Origin of the sequence: Nitrospira sp. ND1 (genome assembly GCF_900170025.1) — a bacterium.
Classification (GTDB): Bacteria; Nitrospirota; Nitrospiria; order Nitrospirales; family Nitrospiraceae; genus Nitrospira_A.
In genome coordinates, this window is sequence record NZ_FWEX01000006.1 from 2,849,256 (window position 1) to 2,864,820 (window position 15,565).

The 15,565-nt window shown below is 59.6% G+C and carries 8 protein-coding genes and 1 pseudogene; 6 read left to right on the top strand and 3 right to left on the bottom strand.

Annotated features, from left to right (window positions below; translation table 11 throughout):
- Positions 1–33: 33 nt before the first annotated feature.
- Positions 34–1,356 (bottom strand): DUF1015 domain-containing protein, encoded by a 1,323-nt coding sequence (locus NSND_RS18235; RefSeq protein WP_080880344.1) that lies wholly within the window; start codon positions 1,354–1,356, stop codon positions 34–36.
- A 129-nt stretch (positions 1,357–1,485) separates the two neighbouring features.
- Complete coding sequence (locus NSND_RS18240; RefSeq protein WP_080880345.1) at positions 1,486–2,490, bottom strand: polyprenyl synthetase family protein; 1,005 nt, start codon at positions 2,488–2,490, stop codon at positions 1,486–1,488.
- 237 nt (positions 2,491–2,727) lie between these two features.
- On the opposite strand from NSND_RS18240, the gene gltB reads away from it, so the two are divergent.
- The 6 genes and pseudogenes from gltB to NSND_RS18265 all read left to right on the top strand — a co-directional run bounded on the left by gltB (position 2,728) and on the right by NSND_RS18265 (position 14,664).
- On the top strand, positions 2,728–7,248 hold the full coding sequence (gene gltB, locus NSND_RS18245) for a glutamate synthase large subunit (RefSeq protein WP_080880346.1): 4,521 nt from the start codon (positions 2,728–2,730) through the stop codon (positions 7,246–7,248).
- 86 nt (positions 7,249–7,334) lie between these two features.
- Complete coding sequence (locus NSND_RS18250) at positions 7,335–8,768, top strand: glutamate synthase subunit beta (RefSeq protein WP_080880347.1); 1,434 nt, start codon at positions 7,335–7,337, stop codon at positions 8,766–8,768.
- Between the two features lie 317 nt (positions 8,769–9,085).
- Entirely contained in the window at positions 9,086–9,868 is a 783-nt protein-coding gene (locus tag NSND_RS18255) for a HamA C-terminal domain-containing protein (protein WP_080880348.1), read from the top strand.
- Complete coding sequence (locus NSND_RS18260) at positions 9,855–13,358, top strand: DEAD/DEAH box helicase (RefSeq protein WP_080880349.1); 3,504 nt, start codon at positions 9,855–9,857, stop codon at positions 13,356–13,358. The genes NSND_RS18255 and NSND_RS18260 overlap by 14 nt, the downstream gene beginning before the upstream one ends.
- 398 nt (positions 13,359–13,756) lie before the next feature.
- Positions 13,757–14,020, top strand: a pseudogene (locus tag NSND_RS22230) (hypothetical protein); the annotation flags it as partial.
- Positions 14,021–14,226: 206 nt separating this feature from the next.
- The gene (locus NSND_RS18265; protein ID WP_080880350.1) at positions 14,227–14,664 is read left to right on the top strand and encodes a DUF5069 domain-containing protein; all 438 of its coding nucleotides are present in this window, start codon (positions 14,227–14,229) and stop codon (positions 14,662–14,664) included.
- A 28-nt stretch (positions 14,665–14,692) separates the two neighbouring features.
- On the opposite strand, the gene NSND_RS18270 is transcribed toward NSND_RS18265, so the two are convergent.
- The gene (locus tag NSND_RS18270; RefSeq protein ID WP_080880351.1) at positions 14,693–15,334 is read right to left on the bottom strand and encodes a hypothetical protein; all 642 of its coding nucleotides are present in this window, start codon (positions 15,332–15,334) and stop codon (positions 14,693–14,695) included.
- Positions 15,335–15,565: the final 231 nt, after the last annotated feature.

Consider the following 15,565-nt stretch of genomic DNA (forward strand, 5'->3'; position numbering starts at 1 on the left):
CGTCAGAGACGATCAGCTGTGCGCTGTTCGCCGTCATCCTTCCATCACATTCATGACCAAACCGGTGAGCGGCTTGGGGAAGAAGTAGGTCGACTTGTGCGGCATCCGCTCGCCTGCGGAGGCGACGGCCTTCACTTCGGCGACTTTGGTCGGGTTCAGCAGCAATGCAGCGGTGCCGGTCCCCTGGCGCACCCAATTCAGAGCTTCGTGATCGTCTTTCGAATACAGCATCGCTTCCTGTTCCTGCTGGGTGGGGCAGAGCGTAGCGACGACATGCTGCTGCAGCAGGGACACATCGAGCCGGTCGCGCGGTGAGGCGGAGGCCGTCGGGCGATGTGCTTCTCGCAAGGTCAACAGGTAGTACTGCGGATCGTTTTTCAGTGCCAGCCCGAACATCGGGACGGACTGTCCGCGGCTGCGCAGGGTTTCGATAAATTGTCCCCGTACCTGCGCCTCATTGCCGGCCTGAAAAGGCAGCGTCGTCACTTCGAATACAGGATCAAGCATGCGCAGCAAATCTTTCGGGGCCGGGACGCCCGTCGTGAGCACACGGTGCGTCGGCAGCACGGTCAGGCCCTTGTCCTCAAGGCTGGCGAATAGCATCAGGACATTGTCGTAGGGCTGAGGCCCCGAGGGTGCGCCCGCCTGCTGGCGTCGCGCTCGGCGATAGTTGAGCGCCGTTTCATAGCGATGATGGCCGTCGGCGATGAAGAGCTGTTTGGTGTGCATGATTTCGACGACCTTGGCGAGCACAGCGGGATCGGTCACGCTCCACAGCCGCTGGCGGAAGCCGACATCGTCCTGAAAGTCGATGCGTGGTTTGTCGGAGGCGATGGACCGCTCGATCAACGTGAGCACGTCGTTCTGCGGATCAGAATAAAGCGAAATGATCGCACTGAAGTTTGCGCGGCAGGCTTCGAGCAGATTGAACCGGTCGGTTTTGGCTGCGGCGCGTGTATTCTCGTGCGGGTAGATCTTGCCGGACCCGAACTCTTCCAGCTCCACGGTTGAGAGAAAACCTTTGAAGACTTTGGTGGGGGTGCCCGGCGCCGAATAGGGCGGCTGGTATTCGATGGTGTGGTAGTAGATGGCCGGCTTGTCGTCCCGACGCAAGGCGCCGGACTTGAGCCACTCCTTGAGGGCACCCGCGGCGCGGAGGTACTTGTTGTCGCCGGTGGTATCGCCCGGCTGTTCATAGCCGAGTTCCAGGCGAATGACGTTGTTCGGATGGCGATCGTGCAAGGTCTTCTGCAACGTCGCGTCGATAATATCGTATGGGGGTGCCACCACCTGGCGGACGTCGCCGACGGTCGCAGGATTATAGAGTGTACCGTGAAAGGGAATGACGTGTGCCATGCGGGTTCCTATCCTTTTCTCTCGTGGGTGCGGTGTGGTCCTGTTCGCCCGGCGGTGAGCCGGGTGTGTCGCTGAACGAGTACGCGCTGTCAGCAGAGCGTGGGCGTTGTGAAGCCGGGCGGCGGCAACTCAGCGGTCGCGAGTCACCATGTAATCGGCGGCGATGGCCAGGGCGCGCTTGGCGGTGTTGTCGTGGAACAGGTCGAGATCGCGTTTGGCGGCGGCGACGAACGCGCGTGCCCGCTCCATGGCGTAGGCGATGGACCCATACTCCTGCATCAAGCCGACGATGCGGCGGAGTTCCTCGTCCGTCAGGGTGCGAGTCTCCATGCGATCCTTGATCAGCTGCCGATCCGGCTCCGAGCAGTGCTGCAGGAGGTGCAGCAGCGGCAGGGTCGCTTTCCCTTGCCGCAGGTCCTGCCCGAGTGTTTTGCCCAGGTGTTCACCGTTGGCGGTATAGTCCAGCGTATCGTCCGCCAGTTGGAATGCAATGCCCAGCCGCTGCCCGAACCGGAACAGCGCTTCTTGTAACTCTTCCGTGGCGCCACCGACGATCGCGCCGATTTTGCAAGACGCCGCAATCAATCCGGCGGTCTTATGTTCGATGATGCGGAGATATTCCGACTCCGGCATCAGCGGATTGCCGTTGTAATACAGTTGCAGCACTTCGCCTTCGGCCATCTTGCGGCATGCTTCCGAGAGTGCCTCGTTGATCCCTTGATTGCGGAAGTCGACGATCTGACAGATCGCGCGCGAATAGAGATAGTCGCCCACGAGAATACTGATTTGGTTGCCCCAGACTTTGCTCGCGGTCCGGCGCCCCCGGCGCAGGTCGGCGTCATCGACGACGTCGTCGTGCAGCAGGGTGGCGGTATGGATGAATTCAACCAGGCTACCGAGTGCTTGATGGTCCTGGCCGGCATATCCGCAGAGATGGGCGCTGAGGAGCACGAAGAGGGGACGGACGCGTTTGCCGCCGCTGTTCAGGATGTGGGCGGCTACGGTGTTGACGAGAGCGACGCTGGAGTCGAGATTTTTCCGGATCTGTTCCTCGACCCCCTCGAGTTCTTCGCGATACACATCCCACACATCGGCCATGCTGTGGAGCGTGAGGGTGGTCGGTCCGTTCGACATGGAGCGGATAGTAGGGCAGGAAAGTCCACTAAGTCAAGCTCCTGCCGATGCGTTTCTCGCGTCGATCGCGTGGTCGTTCTCTTGACAGTTTCCAGCCCCATCCAGTAAGGTGACTCCTCGCTGAATTCCCCGAATGAATGATAGCAGTCACCGGTGGTCGTTCGACAGCTTCAACGTCCCCGTGAGGGGAGTCTGTTCCCCAGGTAATTGCCTTCCAGCTTGACGAGAACACGTGTCATGAATGTACCAGGGCTTCCTCCCAAACAAGGGTTATATGATCCTCAGCACGAAAAAGATGCGTGCGGGGTCGGGTTTGTCGTCGATATCAAGGGCCAGCGCTCGCACCAGATCGTGCAGCAGGGCCTGCAGGTATTGGAGAGTCTGACTCATCGAGGGGCGCAAGGCTGCGATCCCTGCACCGGCGACGGCGCAGGCATTCTCCTTCAAGTGCCGCATGAGTTTTTTAAGCGCGCGGCAAAAGACTGCGGGATCAAGCTGCCCGGCGCGGGCGAGTACGGCGTGGGTATGGTGTTCCTGCCGCCCGATGCCGATGCCCGTGTGCAGTGCGAGACGGTGTTTAACCGCGTCATCAAAGACGCCAACGCCAAGTTGCTCGGCTGGCGCGATGTGCCGGTCAAGAGCGACGCAATCGGTGAGCTGGCTCGCACGACCGAACCATTCATGCGGCAGGTGTTCATCGCCCGGGGAATTTTCACGGACGACGAATTCGAGCGCCGTTTGTATGTGATCCGGAAGTGCGCAGAGCGGGCGGTGCGGGAATCCGCCATCGAAGGGCGTGAGTACTTCTATATCCCGAGCCTGTCCAGCAGCACCATCGTGTATAAGGGGCTGTTACTTCCGCATCAGATTCCCCAGTACTATCAAGACCTGACCGACAGCAGCGTGACGAGCGGCCTGGCCCTCGTGCACTCGCGATTCAGCACGAATACCTTCCCGACCTGGCCGCTGGCCCATCCCTATCGCTACATTTGCCACAACGGCGAAATCAACACGTTGAAGGGCAATGTGAATTGGATGCGCGCACGGCAAGGGCGGCTGAACACCGAACTGTTCGGCGAGGACATGCAGAAACTGTTTCCCATCGTGTACGAGAACCAGAGCGATTCGGCCTGTTTGGACAACGCGCTCGAATTTCTGGTGCTCGGCGGGCGGTCGTTGCCGCACGCGATGATGATGTTGATTCCCGAACCCTGGGTCGCCAATCCGCAGATGGACCTGGATCGCCGTGGATTCTACGAGTACCACGCGGCCATGCAGGAACCCTGGGACGGACCGGCGGCCGTTTGCTTTACCGACGGCAAGCTGATCGGCGCCACGCTGGATCGGAACGGACTCCGTCCGTGCCGCTATCAGGTGACCACCGACGGTCTGGTGGTGCTGGCGTCCGAAGCGGGCGTGCTTCCGATGGACCCGCAGCGGATTCGTCAGAAGGGCCGTTTGATGCCAGGACGGATGTTCCTCGTGGACACCGTGCAAGGCCGCATCATCGACGACGAAGAAGTCAAAGCCGATATCGTGCGTCGCAAGCCCTATCGTTCCTGGGTGGCTCAATATCGGATTTCGCTCGATGAGTTGCCGGATCCGATCAACGTGCCGCAGCCTGATCATCCCACGATCCGGCAGCGCCAGCAGGCGTTCGGCTACACCGTCGAAGAACTGAAGATGGTCATCACGCCTATGGTGGTGGAAGGGCAGGAAGCGATCTCGTCGATGGGCACGGACACGCCGCTGGCGGTGTTGTCGGATCGGCCGCAATTGCTGTTCAAATACTTCAAGCAACTGTTTGCGCAGGTCACGAATCCGCCGATCGATCCGATCCGCGAAGAACTCGTGATGTCGCTCACGACCAGCATCGGGCCCAAGCCCAATCTGATGGATGAAAATCCGGAGTCCTGCCGGCGTATCCGGGTGAAGCAGCCGATCCTGACGAACGCCGATCTGCAGAAGATCCGCGAGATTAACGACCCCAATTTCAAGAGCAAGACGCTGAAGATGTTGTTCCGCGTCGCCGAAGGCCCGGAAGGGTTGGGCGCGGCGGTGGACGATCTCTGCCGCCAGGCCTCGCAGGCGATTCGTGAAGGATACAAGTTCCTCATCCTCAGCGACCGCGGGGTCAATGCGGACTACGCCCCGATTCCGAGTCTGCTCGGCGTCGCGGCGGTGCACCATCACCTGGTGCGGGAATGCACGAGAACCGAAGTCGGCCTGACGGTGGAAACCGGCGAGCCGCGCGATGTCCATCACTTCGCTTGTCTGATCGGTTTCGGAGCCGGGACGGTGAATCCCTACCTGGTGTTCGAGTCGCTGGTGGACTTGGAGCGTGACGGCTATTTCCCCGAAGGGCTCGACGCACCGACCGCGGAAGGCAAGTTCATCAAAGCCATTAACAAAGGCTTGCTCAAGATTTTCTCGAAGATGGGCATCTCCACGGTCCAATCCTATTGCGGCGCGCAGATTTTCGAAGCGATCGGACTCAATCACGAATTGATCGACCGCTATTTCACCGGCACGCCGTCGCGGATCGAAGGCATCAGCATCCGCGAAATCGGTGAAGAGACATTGCGCCGTCACCGCGTGGCCTACGAGCCGGCCCCGATCCGGCAGTTGGATTTCGGCGGCGAGATTCACTATCGCATCCAGGGCGAGCACCATAACTGGAATCCGGACACCATCTATAAGTTGCAGCATGCGACGAAGAATAACGACCCCAAGACCTTTGCCGAGTTCTCCCAATTGGTGAACGACGAAAGCAGGCGCCGGTCGAATCTGCGCGGTCTGCTGGAGTTCAAGTTCCAGCCTGAGGCGATTCCCCTCGACGAGGTGGAGCCGGCGAAGGACATCGTGAAGCGCTTCACGACCGGCGCGATGTCGTTCGGGTCGATCAGCAAAGAGGCCCACGAGACGCTGGCGATCGCGATGAACCGGCTGGGCGCGAAGAGCAACACCGGCGAAGGCGGCGAAGATCCCGAGCGGTTTGCGCCGCTGCCGAACGGCGATTCCAGAAACAGCTATATCAAACAGGTGGCGTCGGCACGGTTCGGAGTCACGAGCCACTACCTCGTGAATGCCAAGGAACTCCAGATCAAGATGGCCCAGGGGGCCAAGCCGGGTGAAGGCGGACAGCTTCCCGGTCATAAGGTGGATGAGAACATTGCGCGACTGCGGTATTCGACACCGGGCGTGCAGCTGATTTCCCCGCCGCCGCACCATGACATTTATTCGATCGAAGACCTGGCGCAGCTGATCTTTGACTTGAAGAATGCGAACTCCGATGCGGCCGTCTCGGTCAAGCTGGTCTCTGAAGTCGGAGTGGGCACGGTGGCCGCCGGTGTGGCGAAGGCCCATGCGGACAAGGTCCTGATCAGCGGCGACTCCGGCGGAACCGGGGCTTCTCCGCTCTCGTCCATCAAGTATGCCGGTGTGCCCTGGGAACTGGGATTGGCGGAAACGCATCAGACGCTCGTCCTCAACGACCTGCGCGGCCGGATCCGGGTCGAAACCGACGGCCAGATGAAGACCGGACGCGACGTGGCCATTGCCGCCCTCTTGGGCGCGGAAGAGTATGGATTTGCGACGGCCCCGCTCATCATCGAAGGCTGCATCATGATGCGGAAGTGCCACCTCAATACCTGCCCAGTCGGCATTGCCACGCAGGACCCGGTGTTGCGCAAAAAGTTCACCGGCCAGCCGGAACATGTCGTCAATTTCTTCTTCTTCATCGCGGAAGAGTTGCGGCAGATCATGGCGAAGCTGGGATTCCGGACCATCAACGAGATGGTCGGCCGCGTGGACAAACTGAAGATTCACAAGGCCGTCGAACATTGGAAGGCCAAGGGGCTGGATTTGACGCCGCTGCTCAAGATGCCGGAAGTCGGTCCTGAGGTTTCCCGCTACTGCGTGCAGAAGCAGGATCACGGGATTGCGGACATTTTGGATCGGAAGCTCATTGAGCAATGCCGACCGGCGATCGATCGCGGCGAAAAGGTCACGCTCGAACTGCCGATCCGGAATTTGAATCGCACCGTCGGGACGATGCTCTCCAGCCAGATCGCAAAGAAATACGGCTTGGAAGGGTTGCCCGCCGATACGATTACGATCAAGTTCAACGGGTCAGCCGGACAATCGTTCGGAGCCTTTCTCTCGCGCGGCATCACGCTGGTGCTGGAAGGTGAGTCGAACGATTACATCGGCAAGGGCCTCTCGGGCGGCAAGATCATCGTCTTCCCGCCGAAGAACGCGATTTACACGCCGGAAGAAACCATCCTGGTCGGCAATACCTCCCTGTACGGTGGAACGCAGGGCGAAGCCTATTTCTACGGCATGGCCGGGGAACGGTTCGCGGTGCGGAACAGTGGCGTGAGGGCTGTCGTCGAAGGGACCGGCGACCATGGCTGCGAATACATGACCGGCGGCGCGGTGGCGGTATTGGGCCGCACGGGCAGGAATTTCGCCGCGGGTATGTCCGGCGGCGTGGCGTTTGTGCTGAACGAACTGGATAAATTCCAGTCGCGCTGCAACCTGGGCATGGTGGAGTTGGAGCAGGTCACGAGCGACGACGATAAAAAGTTGTTGCACGACATGATCACCTCCCACTTCATGTATACCGGCAGTCGGAATGCCAAGCGTATCCTGGATGGCTGGGAAGTGATCCTGCCGAAGTTCGTGAAGGTGATGCCGATTGACTACAAGCGTGTGCTGGCCGAACGGAAAGCGGCGGCGGCTAAAGTAGCCAAGTAACCGTGAAACGTGATGCGGTGTTCGTGAAGCGCGTGCGTGATTGAAAAGTCTTGAACGAGATACGAACGACGAAAGACGATTAAGCGATGGGTGATCCAAAAGGCTTTCTAAAATACGCGCGTGAGGGACCGAAGCGGAAACCGGTCGAGTTGCGTGTGCTCGATTGGAAGGAAATGTACGAGCCGATCGCTGAGGACAAGCTTAAGGTCCAGGGCGCCCGTTGCATGGATTGCGGTGTGCCCTTTTGTCAGGGCAATACCGGTTGTCCGGTCGTGAACCTGATCCCGGAGTGGAACGATCTCGTCTACCGCGGGCGCTGGAAAGATGCGCTCAAAGCCCTGCACACCACGAATAATTTTCCCGAGTTCACCGGTCGGCTCTGCCCCGCGCCCTGCGAAGGGGCCTGCGTATTGGGTATCAACAGCGATCCCGTGTCGATCCGTGTGCTGGAATGGAACATCATCGACCGTGGCTTCAACGAAGGCCTGGTCGAACCGGCCATGCCGGTCAGAAAAACCGGCAAGACCGTCGCGATCATCGGTTCAGGACCGGCCGGTTTGGCGGCGGCGCAACAGCTGGCGCGGGCGGGACACACGGTGACGGTGTTCGAGAAGTCCGATCGCATCGGCGGGTTGTTGCGCTACGGGATTCCCGATTTCAAAATGGAAAAGTGGGTGATCGACCGGCGGCTGGAACAGATGAAGGCCGAAGGGGTGGAGTTCAAGACCGGCGTCACCGTGGGTAAAGATATGACTGGCGAGCAGTTACGCCAACAGTTCGACGCAGTCGGGCTGACCATGGGCGCCGAGATGGCGCGTGACCTGCCGGTCCCCGGTCGGGAACTCAAGGGCATCCATTTCGCCATGGAGTATCTGACCCAACAAAATAAGCGAACGGCAGGCATTTCCGTCTCCGAGGAACCAATCACCGCCAAGGGCAAACGGGTCATCATCATCGGCGGCGGCGATACCGGGTCCGATTGTCTGGGAACCGCACATCGTCAGGGGTGCAGCGAAGCCCACCAGTTTGAAGTGTTGCCGGAGCCGCCCCCGTCGCGTTCGACTTCGACGCCCTGGCCGCTTTGGCCCATGCAACTCCGCACGTCGCATGCGCACGAAGAAGGCTGCGATCGCCAGTGGAGCGTCTCCACCACCAAGTTTACCGGCCATAACGGCCATGTCACCAAGCTGCATGCCAATCGCGTCAAGTTCGAGGGCGGCAAGTTCGTGTCGATGCCGAATACGGACTTTGAATTGGATGCGGACCTCGTGTTGCTCGCCATGGGTTTCACGGGCCCGGTCAGAAACGGTTTTCTCGACAGCCTCGGCGTCACCTATGATGCGCGCGGTTGCGTCACCGTGGACGACAACTTCATGACCAACCTCGACGGCGTCTTTGCCGGCGGCGATACCAAGCGCGGCGCCTCCCTCATCGTCTGGGCCATCGCCGAAGGGCGCAAGATGGCGGCAGGCGTGGATAAGTATCTGCAAGCGAATAAGTCTGTGAAGACTGGCCGCTGAAAAATCCTCCCAGCCTCGTCTCGCTTCGCTCAAACCCTCAACGTACCTCAACCCGTACGCTTCGGGCTTTTGCTCGCTGCGGCCTAGCTGGATAGGCTATTAGAGCGGCCTGGGCTGCATAAAGATCCTTCGTTGAGACCCCAACCCGGCTGCTAATTGTCCTCTGATCCGCTAGAATGGCGCCGTGCATCAATGATGTTCTAGGCAAATTCAGCGGACCGCAAAAGTTTAGAAAGGACTCCCGCTACATTTTCTGCGGCTCTCGCCAGCGTGCCAAAACCGCAATCAGGATCGCGGTTTATTGATCGGGGGACGACGTGGGGCTGTATGAGAGGTGGTGCAAGTCCACAAAAAAAACGGACAAGCGCAAGCACTACTGGACCTATGTTGAGAAGGATGGCGGCCGCATTGAGATCCGCAATGATCTCGCCGAAACCATCCGCTCGCACTACGACCGACTCGAACGCATCGCCGAGGATGTAAATCGACTTGGATACAAGGTCGCCAGTGGAATACTCAGCACGGCAATGCCTCAAACTGCCAAGGGCCGTTCCGGCGACTTCGGCGAAATTCTCGCGACCGAACTGGTCGAGGAAGAGATCGGGCTTCGAGTCCCCGTGCGTCGTCTCCGTTACAAGGACGGCCGTAACATGGCCATGCGCGGTGACGACTTCATCGGTGCTGGATACGATGGAGACGGCGAGAAGCTCTGGCTCCTGAAGGGTGAGGCCAAGAGCAACAAGGTACTCGGCAAGGCCACGATCATGAGCGCCCGCAAGGTGCTCAACCGCGACAATGGCCGTTGTACGCCCGACTCACTGCTGTTCGTCGCCAATCGCTTGTTGGAGAGTAATGACCCGGTGGACAACGAGCTAGGCCGCAGCCTTCGTGACGAAGTAGGTCTAAAGTCCCTCCGTGCCGATCGCATCGACCACATGCTCTTTACGGTGTCTGGTAACGGTCCCCACGCCTCGCTGGAGAAGGACCTCGACACCATCGGGACCAACCGGGACCATTATGTCGTGAACATCCACGTCGAAGACCACCAAGACTTCATCGCGGCCATGTACCTGGAGGCAGAAGACCTTGGAGACGATTGACGAACTGACGGCGTTCCTGACGACTGCGACCGTAGACGGTATCCTTGGGCGTCTCCTCTATCGTGGCGCGGCCTGGTCGCTCATGCGGGCAGAGGGCAAACTGCCGCCCAATGCGCCGCCCCTTGGGGGGGCAATTGACACTGATCTCGCCGAACACGGCTTTGCCCTGCTCCGAGGCGCGATGGCCCTGCGTGCTCAAGCTGGTGCTTCGGAGCTGACCAGCAAGGCTTTCGAGCGTGCTGCCAATGCGTTTGAAGCCCTAGTGCGCAACGCTGACCCCGAGGCGCCTGATCGCGGGTTCCGCCGTACCATAGCCGCCTGTGCGTACCATCTGGCCGGCTTCTCGGCCGTCGCCTATTCGCTCTTCAACGAGACGGCAGGCGACCTCAACACATCGCCGGGCGAAAAGGCGATCCGCCATCTGATCCTGCGAGATCTTGACCAGTTGCGTGGCTTCGTTCGCGGATGGCTGGACGACGAGGCTCATGGTGACGAGCAGATCGCTCAAGCCTTGCGGGGCGAAGAACCCGACGTTGACGAGGTGCTGTCGACCATCCTCAATACGACGATCTGTCGGGCCCTGCTGTTCTTCGATTTCGCGCTTGAGACGGGCGAATACCAGCCGATTGAAAGCGCACGGGCTTTGCTTGCCACGGCAGTTAGCCTGGCAGACAACGCTGGGAATGTTCCGCTGTGGTGGATTTCGAACCTCTGCCGCCACCTAATCGACGATCTGTGGCAGCACTCGTTGCACCAGAACCTGCCGACCGAGCCGCCCAAAGGCACAGAGGAAACATATCCGGACCTGCGGCGACTGTTCATTTCTTCGCTCTATGCTCGCAAGACTTCGGAGGTGGAGCTATGGCCGTCACAACGTGAAGCCGCCCGACGTTCCACGGACGTCACGGACGATTTAGTCGTTGCCCTACCAACTAGCGCGGGAAAGACTCGGGTGGCTGAGATCGCCGCCCTGATGACCCTGTCCTACGCACGACGGGTGCTGATCGTCACGCCGCTGCGCGCCTTATCGGCTCAGGCCGAGAGGTCCTTCAGAAAGACCTTTGCGCCTCTCGGCTTCAAGGTCTCCTCGCTCTACGGCGCCAGCGGCCTTTCGGCCGGTGATGAAGACGCTCTACGCATCTGCGAGATCATAATTGCGACGCCCGAAAAGCTCGACTTCGCACTAAGAAGTGATCCGTCACTGATCGACAATGTAGGGCTTATCGTCCTCGATGAAGGGCACATGATCGGTCCGAGTGAGCGCGAAATCCGCTACGAGACTCTGGTGCAGCGTTTACTTCGGCGTTCAGACGCGGCCGAACGCCGGATCGTCTGTCTTTCCGCAATCTTGCCGAGCGGCGACGAACTCGACGACCTCACGGCCTGGATTCGTGCCGACGAACCAGGTGAACCGGTGCGTTCTGGCTGGCGTCCCACGCGACAGCGGTTTGGTGCGCTCACTTGGCGCGGCAAGGACGCGCTCCTACAGTTCGACCTCGACGACGATGGTCCTTTTCTCGACAGGTTCGTTGTGGAGAAACCAGCGCTAGGGACGGAGCGGAAGCCTTATCCACGGGCGAACTCCCATCTAGCTTTGTTCGCAGCATGGGAGTTCGCGAGGCAGGGCAAGCGCACCCTGATTTTCTCCACCCAGGCGAACTGGGTCGAGGGGTATGGCAAACAGGTCGTGGATCTTTGTAAACGCGGTTATCTGGACTCGTTGCTAGATGACAAGATGTCGATCGCCCGCGCTCTGGAGGTCGGCAAGGAATGGCTAGGCGAGGATCATCCCGCTGTGGCTAGCCTGAAGGCGGGCGTCGCAATCCACCATGGCCGACTCCCGAGCCCGTTCCTGCGTGAGCTGGAGATTCTTCTGTCCGAGGGCGTGCTGAAGGTGATCGTCGCCTCGCCCACGCTCTCGCAGGGTCTCAACCTCAACGCCGCTGTCCTGCTGGTGCCCGCGCTCCATCGGTCGAGCAAGAAGATCAAAGGCGAGGAGTTCGCTAACGTTGCTGGCCGTGCGGGTCGTGCGTTCGTCGACGTCGAGGGGCTGATCGTCCATGTTATGTTCGACAAGATTAGATGGCGCAAGAAAGAATGGAGGGGGCTGGTCGCCTCCGCCAAGGCTCGCACGCTAAAAAGCGGTCTTATCCAGATCGTTGCTGAGATTCTTAACCGTCTGACGCGCGAGGGTGTTCTGGATCGAGAGGACGCTTGGGAATATCTCGCCAATTCCCGCGAAGCCTGGCGATCGCCTGACGAAGAAGCTGTGGTGGCTGATCGTCTGACTCCTGCCGTGGAATACAGTGCGGAAGACGATGCCGAAGAAGGCAGTAGCGGCGACGAAGAGGATAGCATCGACGAAAGGCCTCTGTCCCATCTCGTCGAACGCCTCGATTCAACCGTGTTTGGTCTGATCGAAGCATTGGATGCTGATCGAGCTGACCTACCGAAGCTCTTGGACGAAGCACTTAAGGGATCGCTCTGGGCTCGTCAGATCGCCCGTGAAGAAGAGGATGTCGCCCCTCTGCACAGAAAGGTGCTCGGCGCACGCGCCGACCTCATCTGGAGGACGACCATAGCGCAAGCACGGCGCGGACATTTCGCTATGGGAGTCGGGCTAGAAGCTGGCCTAACCATCGACGCCATGGCCGACGAGTTGGCCGAACTTGTCGACCGGGCCGACGCCGCCGCGCTGGGCGGTGACGTCGACGAACTCGCCCACGCGCTTAGCAGTCTCGGCGAACGCCTTCTATTTATGCGGCCATTCATCCCCGACAAGGCGAACGCGTTGCCGGAAAATTGGAAGGCTATCCTTCGCAGTTGGGTGTCCGGGGAGGAAGTCTCCAAAATCGGACAGCAGAACATGCGGTCAGTCGAAGAGTCCTTCACCTATCGCTTAGTCTGGGCGCTGGAAGCCGTTCGCACCCGTAGAATGTCCCTTGGTTGGTCGCCGGAAACGGTGGCGGGCGGCGCAGCGGCTGCGATCGAAACCGGCGTCCCGCAGTTCATGATGGCGATGCTGATCCGCGCGGGCCTTCCGTCAAGGCGGGCGGCTATGGCGGCGATCGAGAATGCGAAGCCTGTCTTCGTCACGCCTGCGGAGATGCGGGCGTGGCTCGAGTCCGACGAGATCACAGCCTACACCGACGCTGGCGGGTGGCCCACGGCCGACACCGCCGCACTATGGGCACGATTCCGAACCGAAGCCCTCAACGTCGGCATTCAGAAATGGTCAGTCGAACACTACAAGCGGTTGCTCGACGCTGAGGCCCCCCCGCCCTCCGGCCTCTACCGCATCGTCACCGACGAGGGTGATGGACGGACTTGGCTCACAACCCCCGACTACCAACCGGTCGCAGCATTCAAGAAGCCAGCTGTCGACCCTAAACCCAGCCTCTTCTCGGGCCGGCTGCCAGAAAAGGGTAGGCTCGTGGAAGCCTTGCGCGTCGGCCGCGGAAAACTGAGCTGGCCGCGCGCCGATCCGTAAATGGGAAACGCAAGAATGAAAGTGTGAGGTTGTGGCCTGACTGTGCATCTTGTTGAGCAGGGAGAATAAAGTAATCAGGCTGCTGTGTCTCTAAGAACCGGTGATAAATGGTCGATAGGGCGCAACTCACTGGACTACCCTCGATTATGAAGTACTGCTCACGATCATTGAAGGTGTGGTGAGCGTGTAGAAAATGGCAGACTCGGTTCTTATTTGGATCCGCCTAAGCATTGTTACGCGCCCGAGGAAGGAGATAGTACATGGAGGCAGGCGACGAAGACTTAGACCCACAGCTTGTGCGCGGTTGGTTCGACACATTCTTGGAACATCGCTGCATTTGCCAGTACTGCGGATTCGACGGTAGCTGAACGCCAGAAGATTGGGTACAGCTTCAAGGCGACCATCTCATTCCTCGCAACATTGCGGGGGAGCATGCCGAGGCCCCTTTGAACCGAGTCACCTCTTGTTACTATTGCAATAGCCGCAAGCGTCGCTACGATTCCGCGCATGGACATTTTACGAAAATACCAAGCCGAGAAGTCCAGCGAGAACTAATTCAAGATGCTCGAAAAGAGATCCAGCGGCGGAAGGCTGATATTTGGAAGTATGGCGGTGGCCTCGAGCAGAGTTACAGGTTCATGATGCAGCGTCTTCGTCCATGAAAAGTTGTACCAAATATGTGGCCAACAGGCGCTTTCAGGTGACGCACTCGAGCTCGTGCGCGGCTGAAAGCGTGGCGATTTATTCGCAAAGGGTGATACTGGGAGGTAGGGATCAGTGGCGACCTATCAGCGCTCATCGTCTCTTCTAGACTTCTTTCCTCCTGCTCTGTATCTTCTCCGGAATCACCATTCTGGAGAATCTACAAATGACTCAACCAGCCTATCCCCGCAGTCCCAAAGTCCTCCTCGGAGGCATCGCCCACTTGGGCCGGTTTATCGACAAGGTTCGCTTGCGGCATGCAGGCAAGATTCAGGACTATAACTACATCACGGTCGGGTTCGATAAGTACCTGATCGACTTTCTGCAGATCGACCCGAAAGCCTTCGAGCAGCAGGTGTTGGCTGGTGGAAGCGATGAGTCGTTACTGGCTTGGGTCAAGACTCACGGCCGTAAGCATTCGGAACAAGAAATTGCCGAGTGGTCGAAGGGCATCCTCACCGGTGGCCCCAAAGACGACGCGGCCAGGCAGCGGTATCAGGGCCGCCTGCAGGACATCGCCACAAAGCGAGGCGTACCGGTGACCGCGCTCCCTCCCGCAACCACCTGGGTCCATGCGATCGAGCTGGACGAAGGCCGGATGTAAGATTGCGGCCGAGGCGCGTGGCGAGTTGCTATCGCACCTCGGTCCATCCGGTTGATTGCGACTTGAAGATGACGGTGCGGGACGAGGTGCGGACGACCATGCCGTTTTGACTGCCGTCGACGGACAGCACCCGCTCATCCGGCGTCCAGGCGATGTTAAAAAAACCGCCGGTGTAGGTCGAAAATCCCAGCGCGCGTTCACTGGTGATGGCGACGGCCACATGCCCGTGACCCCGCAGCTGGACAACTTTTTCGTTTGGCCCAAGTGACAGCTCCGTCCAGTGCCCCCGCGTTTCTTGAAATCCGTACACCTGTTGATTGCTGTGGGCAAGAATCAGAAACGGCAGCAGTTGATGTCGTACGATCCGCTCCTCGACTCCCAGCGACACTTCACGCCATTGCCGCAGGCCGGCAGAAAATCCTAGCAGTCGATTCGACGTCTGCACGAACCCTGTGTGTCCGCGCGCGCCTGACGTGACGACGGATTCCCCCGGTTGCAGTGACTCTTCAACTCCGCCACCCACGGCCGACCAGGCAATGACCTTATCGGCGGTCGGCGTGACGGTCACTTGCCCACCTCCGCCCCGGCTCTGCGAGAGAGTAGGCATCAGCAGCAAGCCGGCGATGGAGACCATGATCATGGCCGGCATGAGAGCGATCGATCGACGCATGGATGTTCTCCCTGCGTCCCAACCTACCACAGCTCTCCCTGAAGGCGAAGGTTGAATCATTCGGTCCGTTCGCGTTGTGTCAGATCAGTACAGTGAGGGTAGGTTGCTTCATGGTGCGGTCATGGTAGAAATGGTCGTCCCTCACAGGCAGAAAAGAGGTGGTCAGGTGAGATCCCGGTGGGTCATCCTCTCATGGTCCCTGGCGCTTGGCGCTGGACTGCCGCTACTCGG

Excerpts from the sequence above, each read along its gene's own strand:
- NSND_RS18240 (WP_080880345.1), bottom strand. The coding sequence starts at position 2,490 with ATGTCGAACGGACCGACCACCCTCACGCTCCACAGCATGGCCGATGTG.
- NSND_RS18270 (WP_080880351.1), bottom strand. The coding sequence starts at position 15,334 with ATGCGTCGATCGATCGCTCTCATGCCGGCCATGATCATGGTCTCCATC.
- NSND_RS18265 (WP_080880350.1), top strand. The coding sequence starts at position 14,227 with ATGACTCAACCAGCCTATCCCCGCAGTCCCAAAGTCCTCCTCGGAGGC.
- NSND_RS18250 (WP_080880347.1), top strand. The coding sequence starts at position 7,335 with ATGGGTGATCCAAAAGGCTTTCTAAAATACGCGCGTGAGGGACCGAAG.
- NSND_RS18235 (WP_080880344.1), bottom strand. The coding sequence starts at position 1,356 with ATGGCACACGTCATTCCCTTTCACGGTACACTCTATAATCCTGCGACC.
- gltB (WP_080880346.1), top strand. The coding sequence starts at position 2,728 with ATGAATGTACCAGGGCTTCCTCCCAAACAAGGGTTATATGATCCTCAG.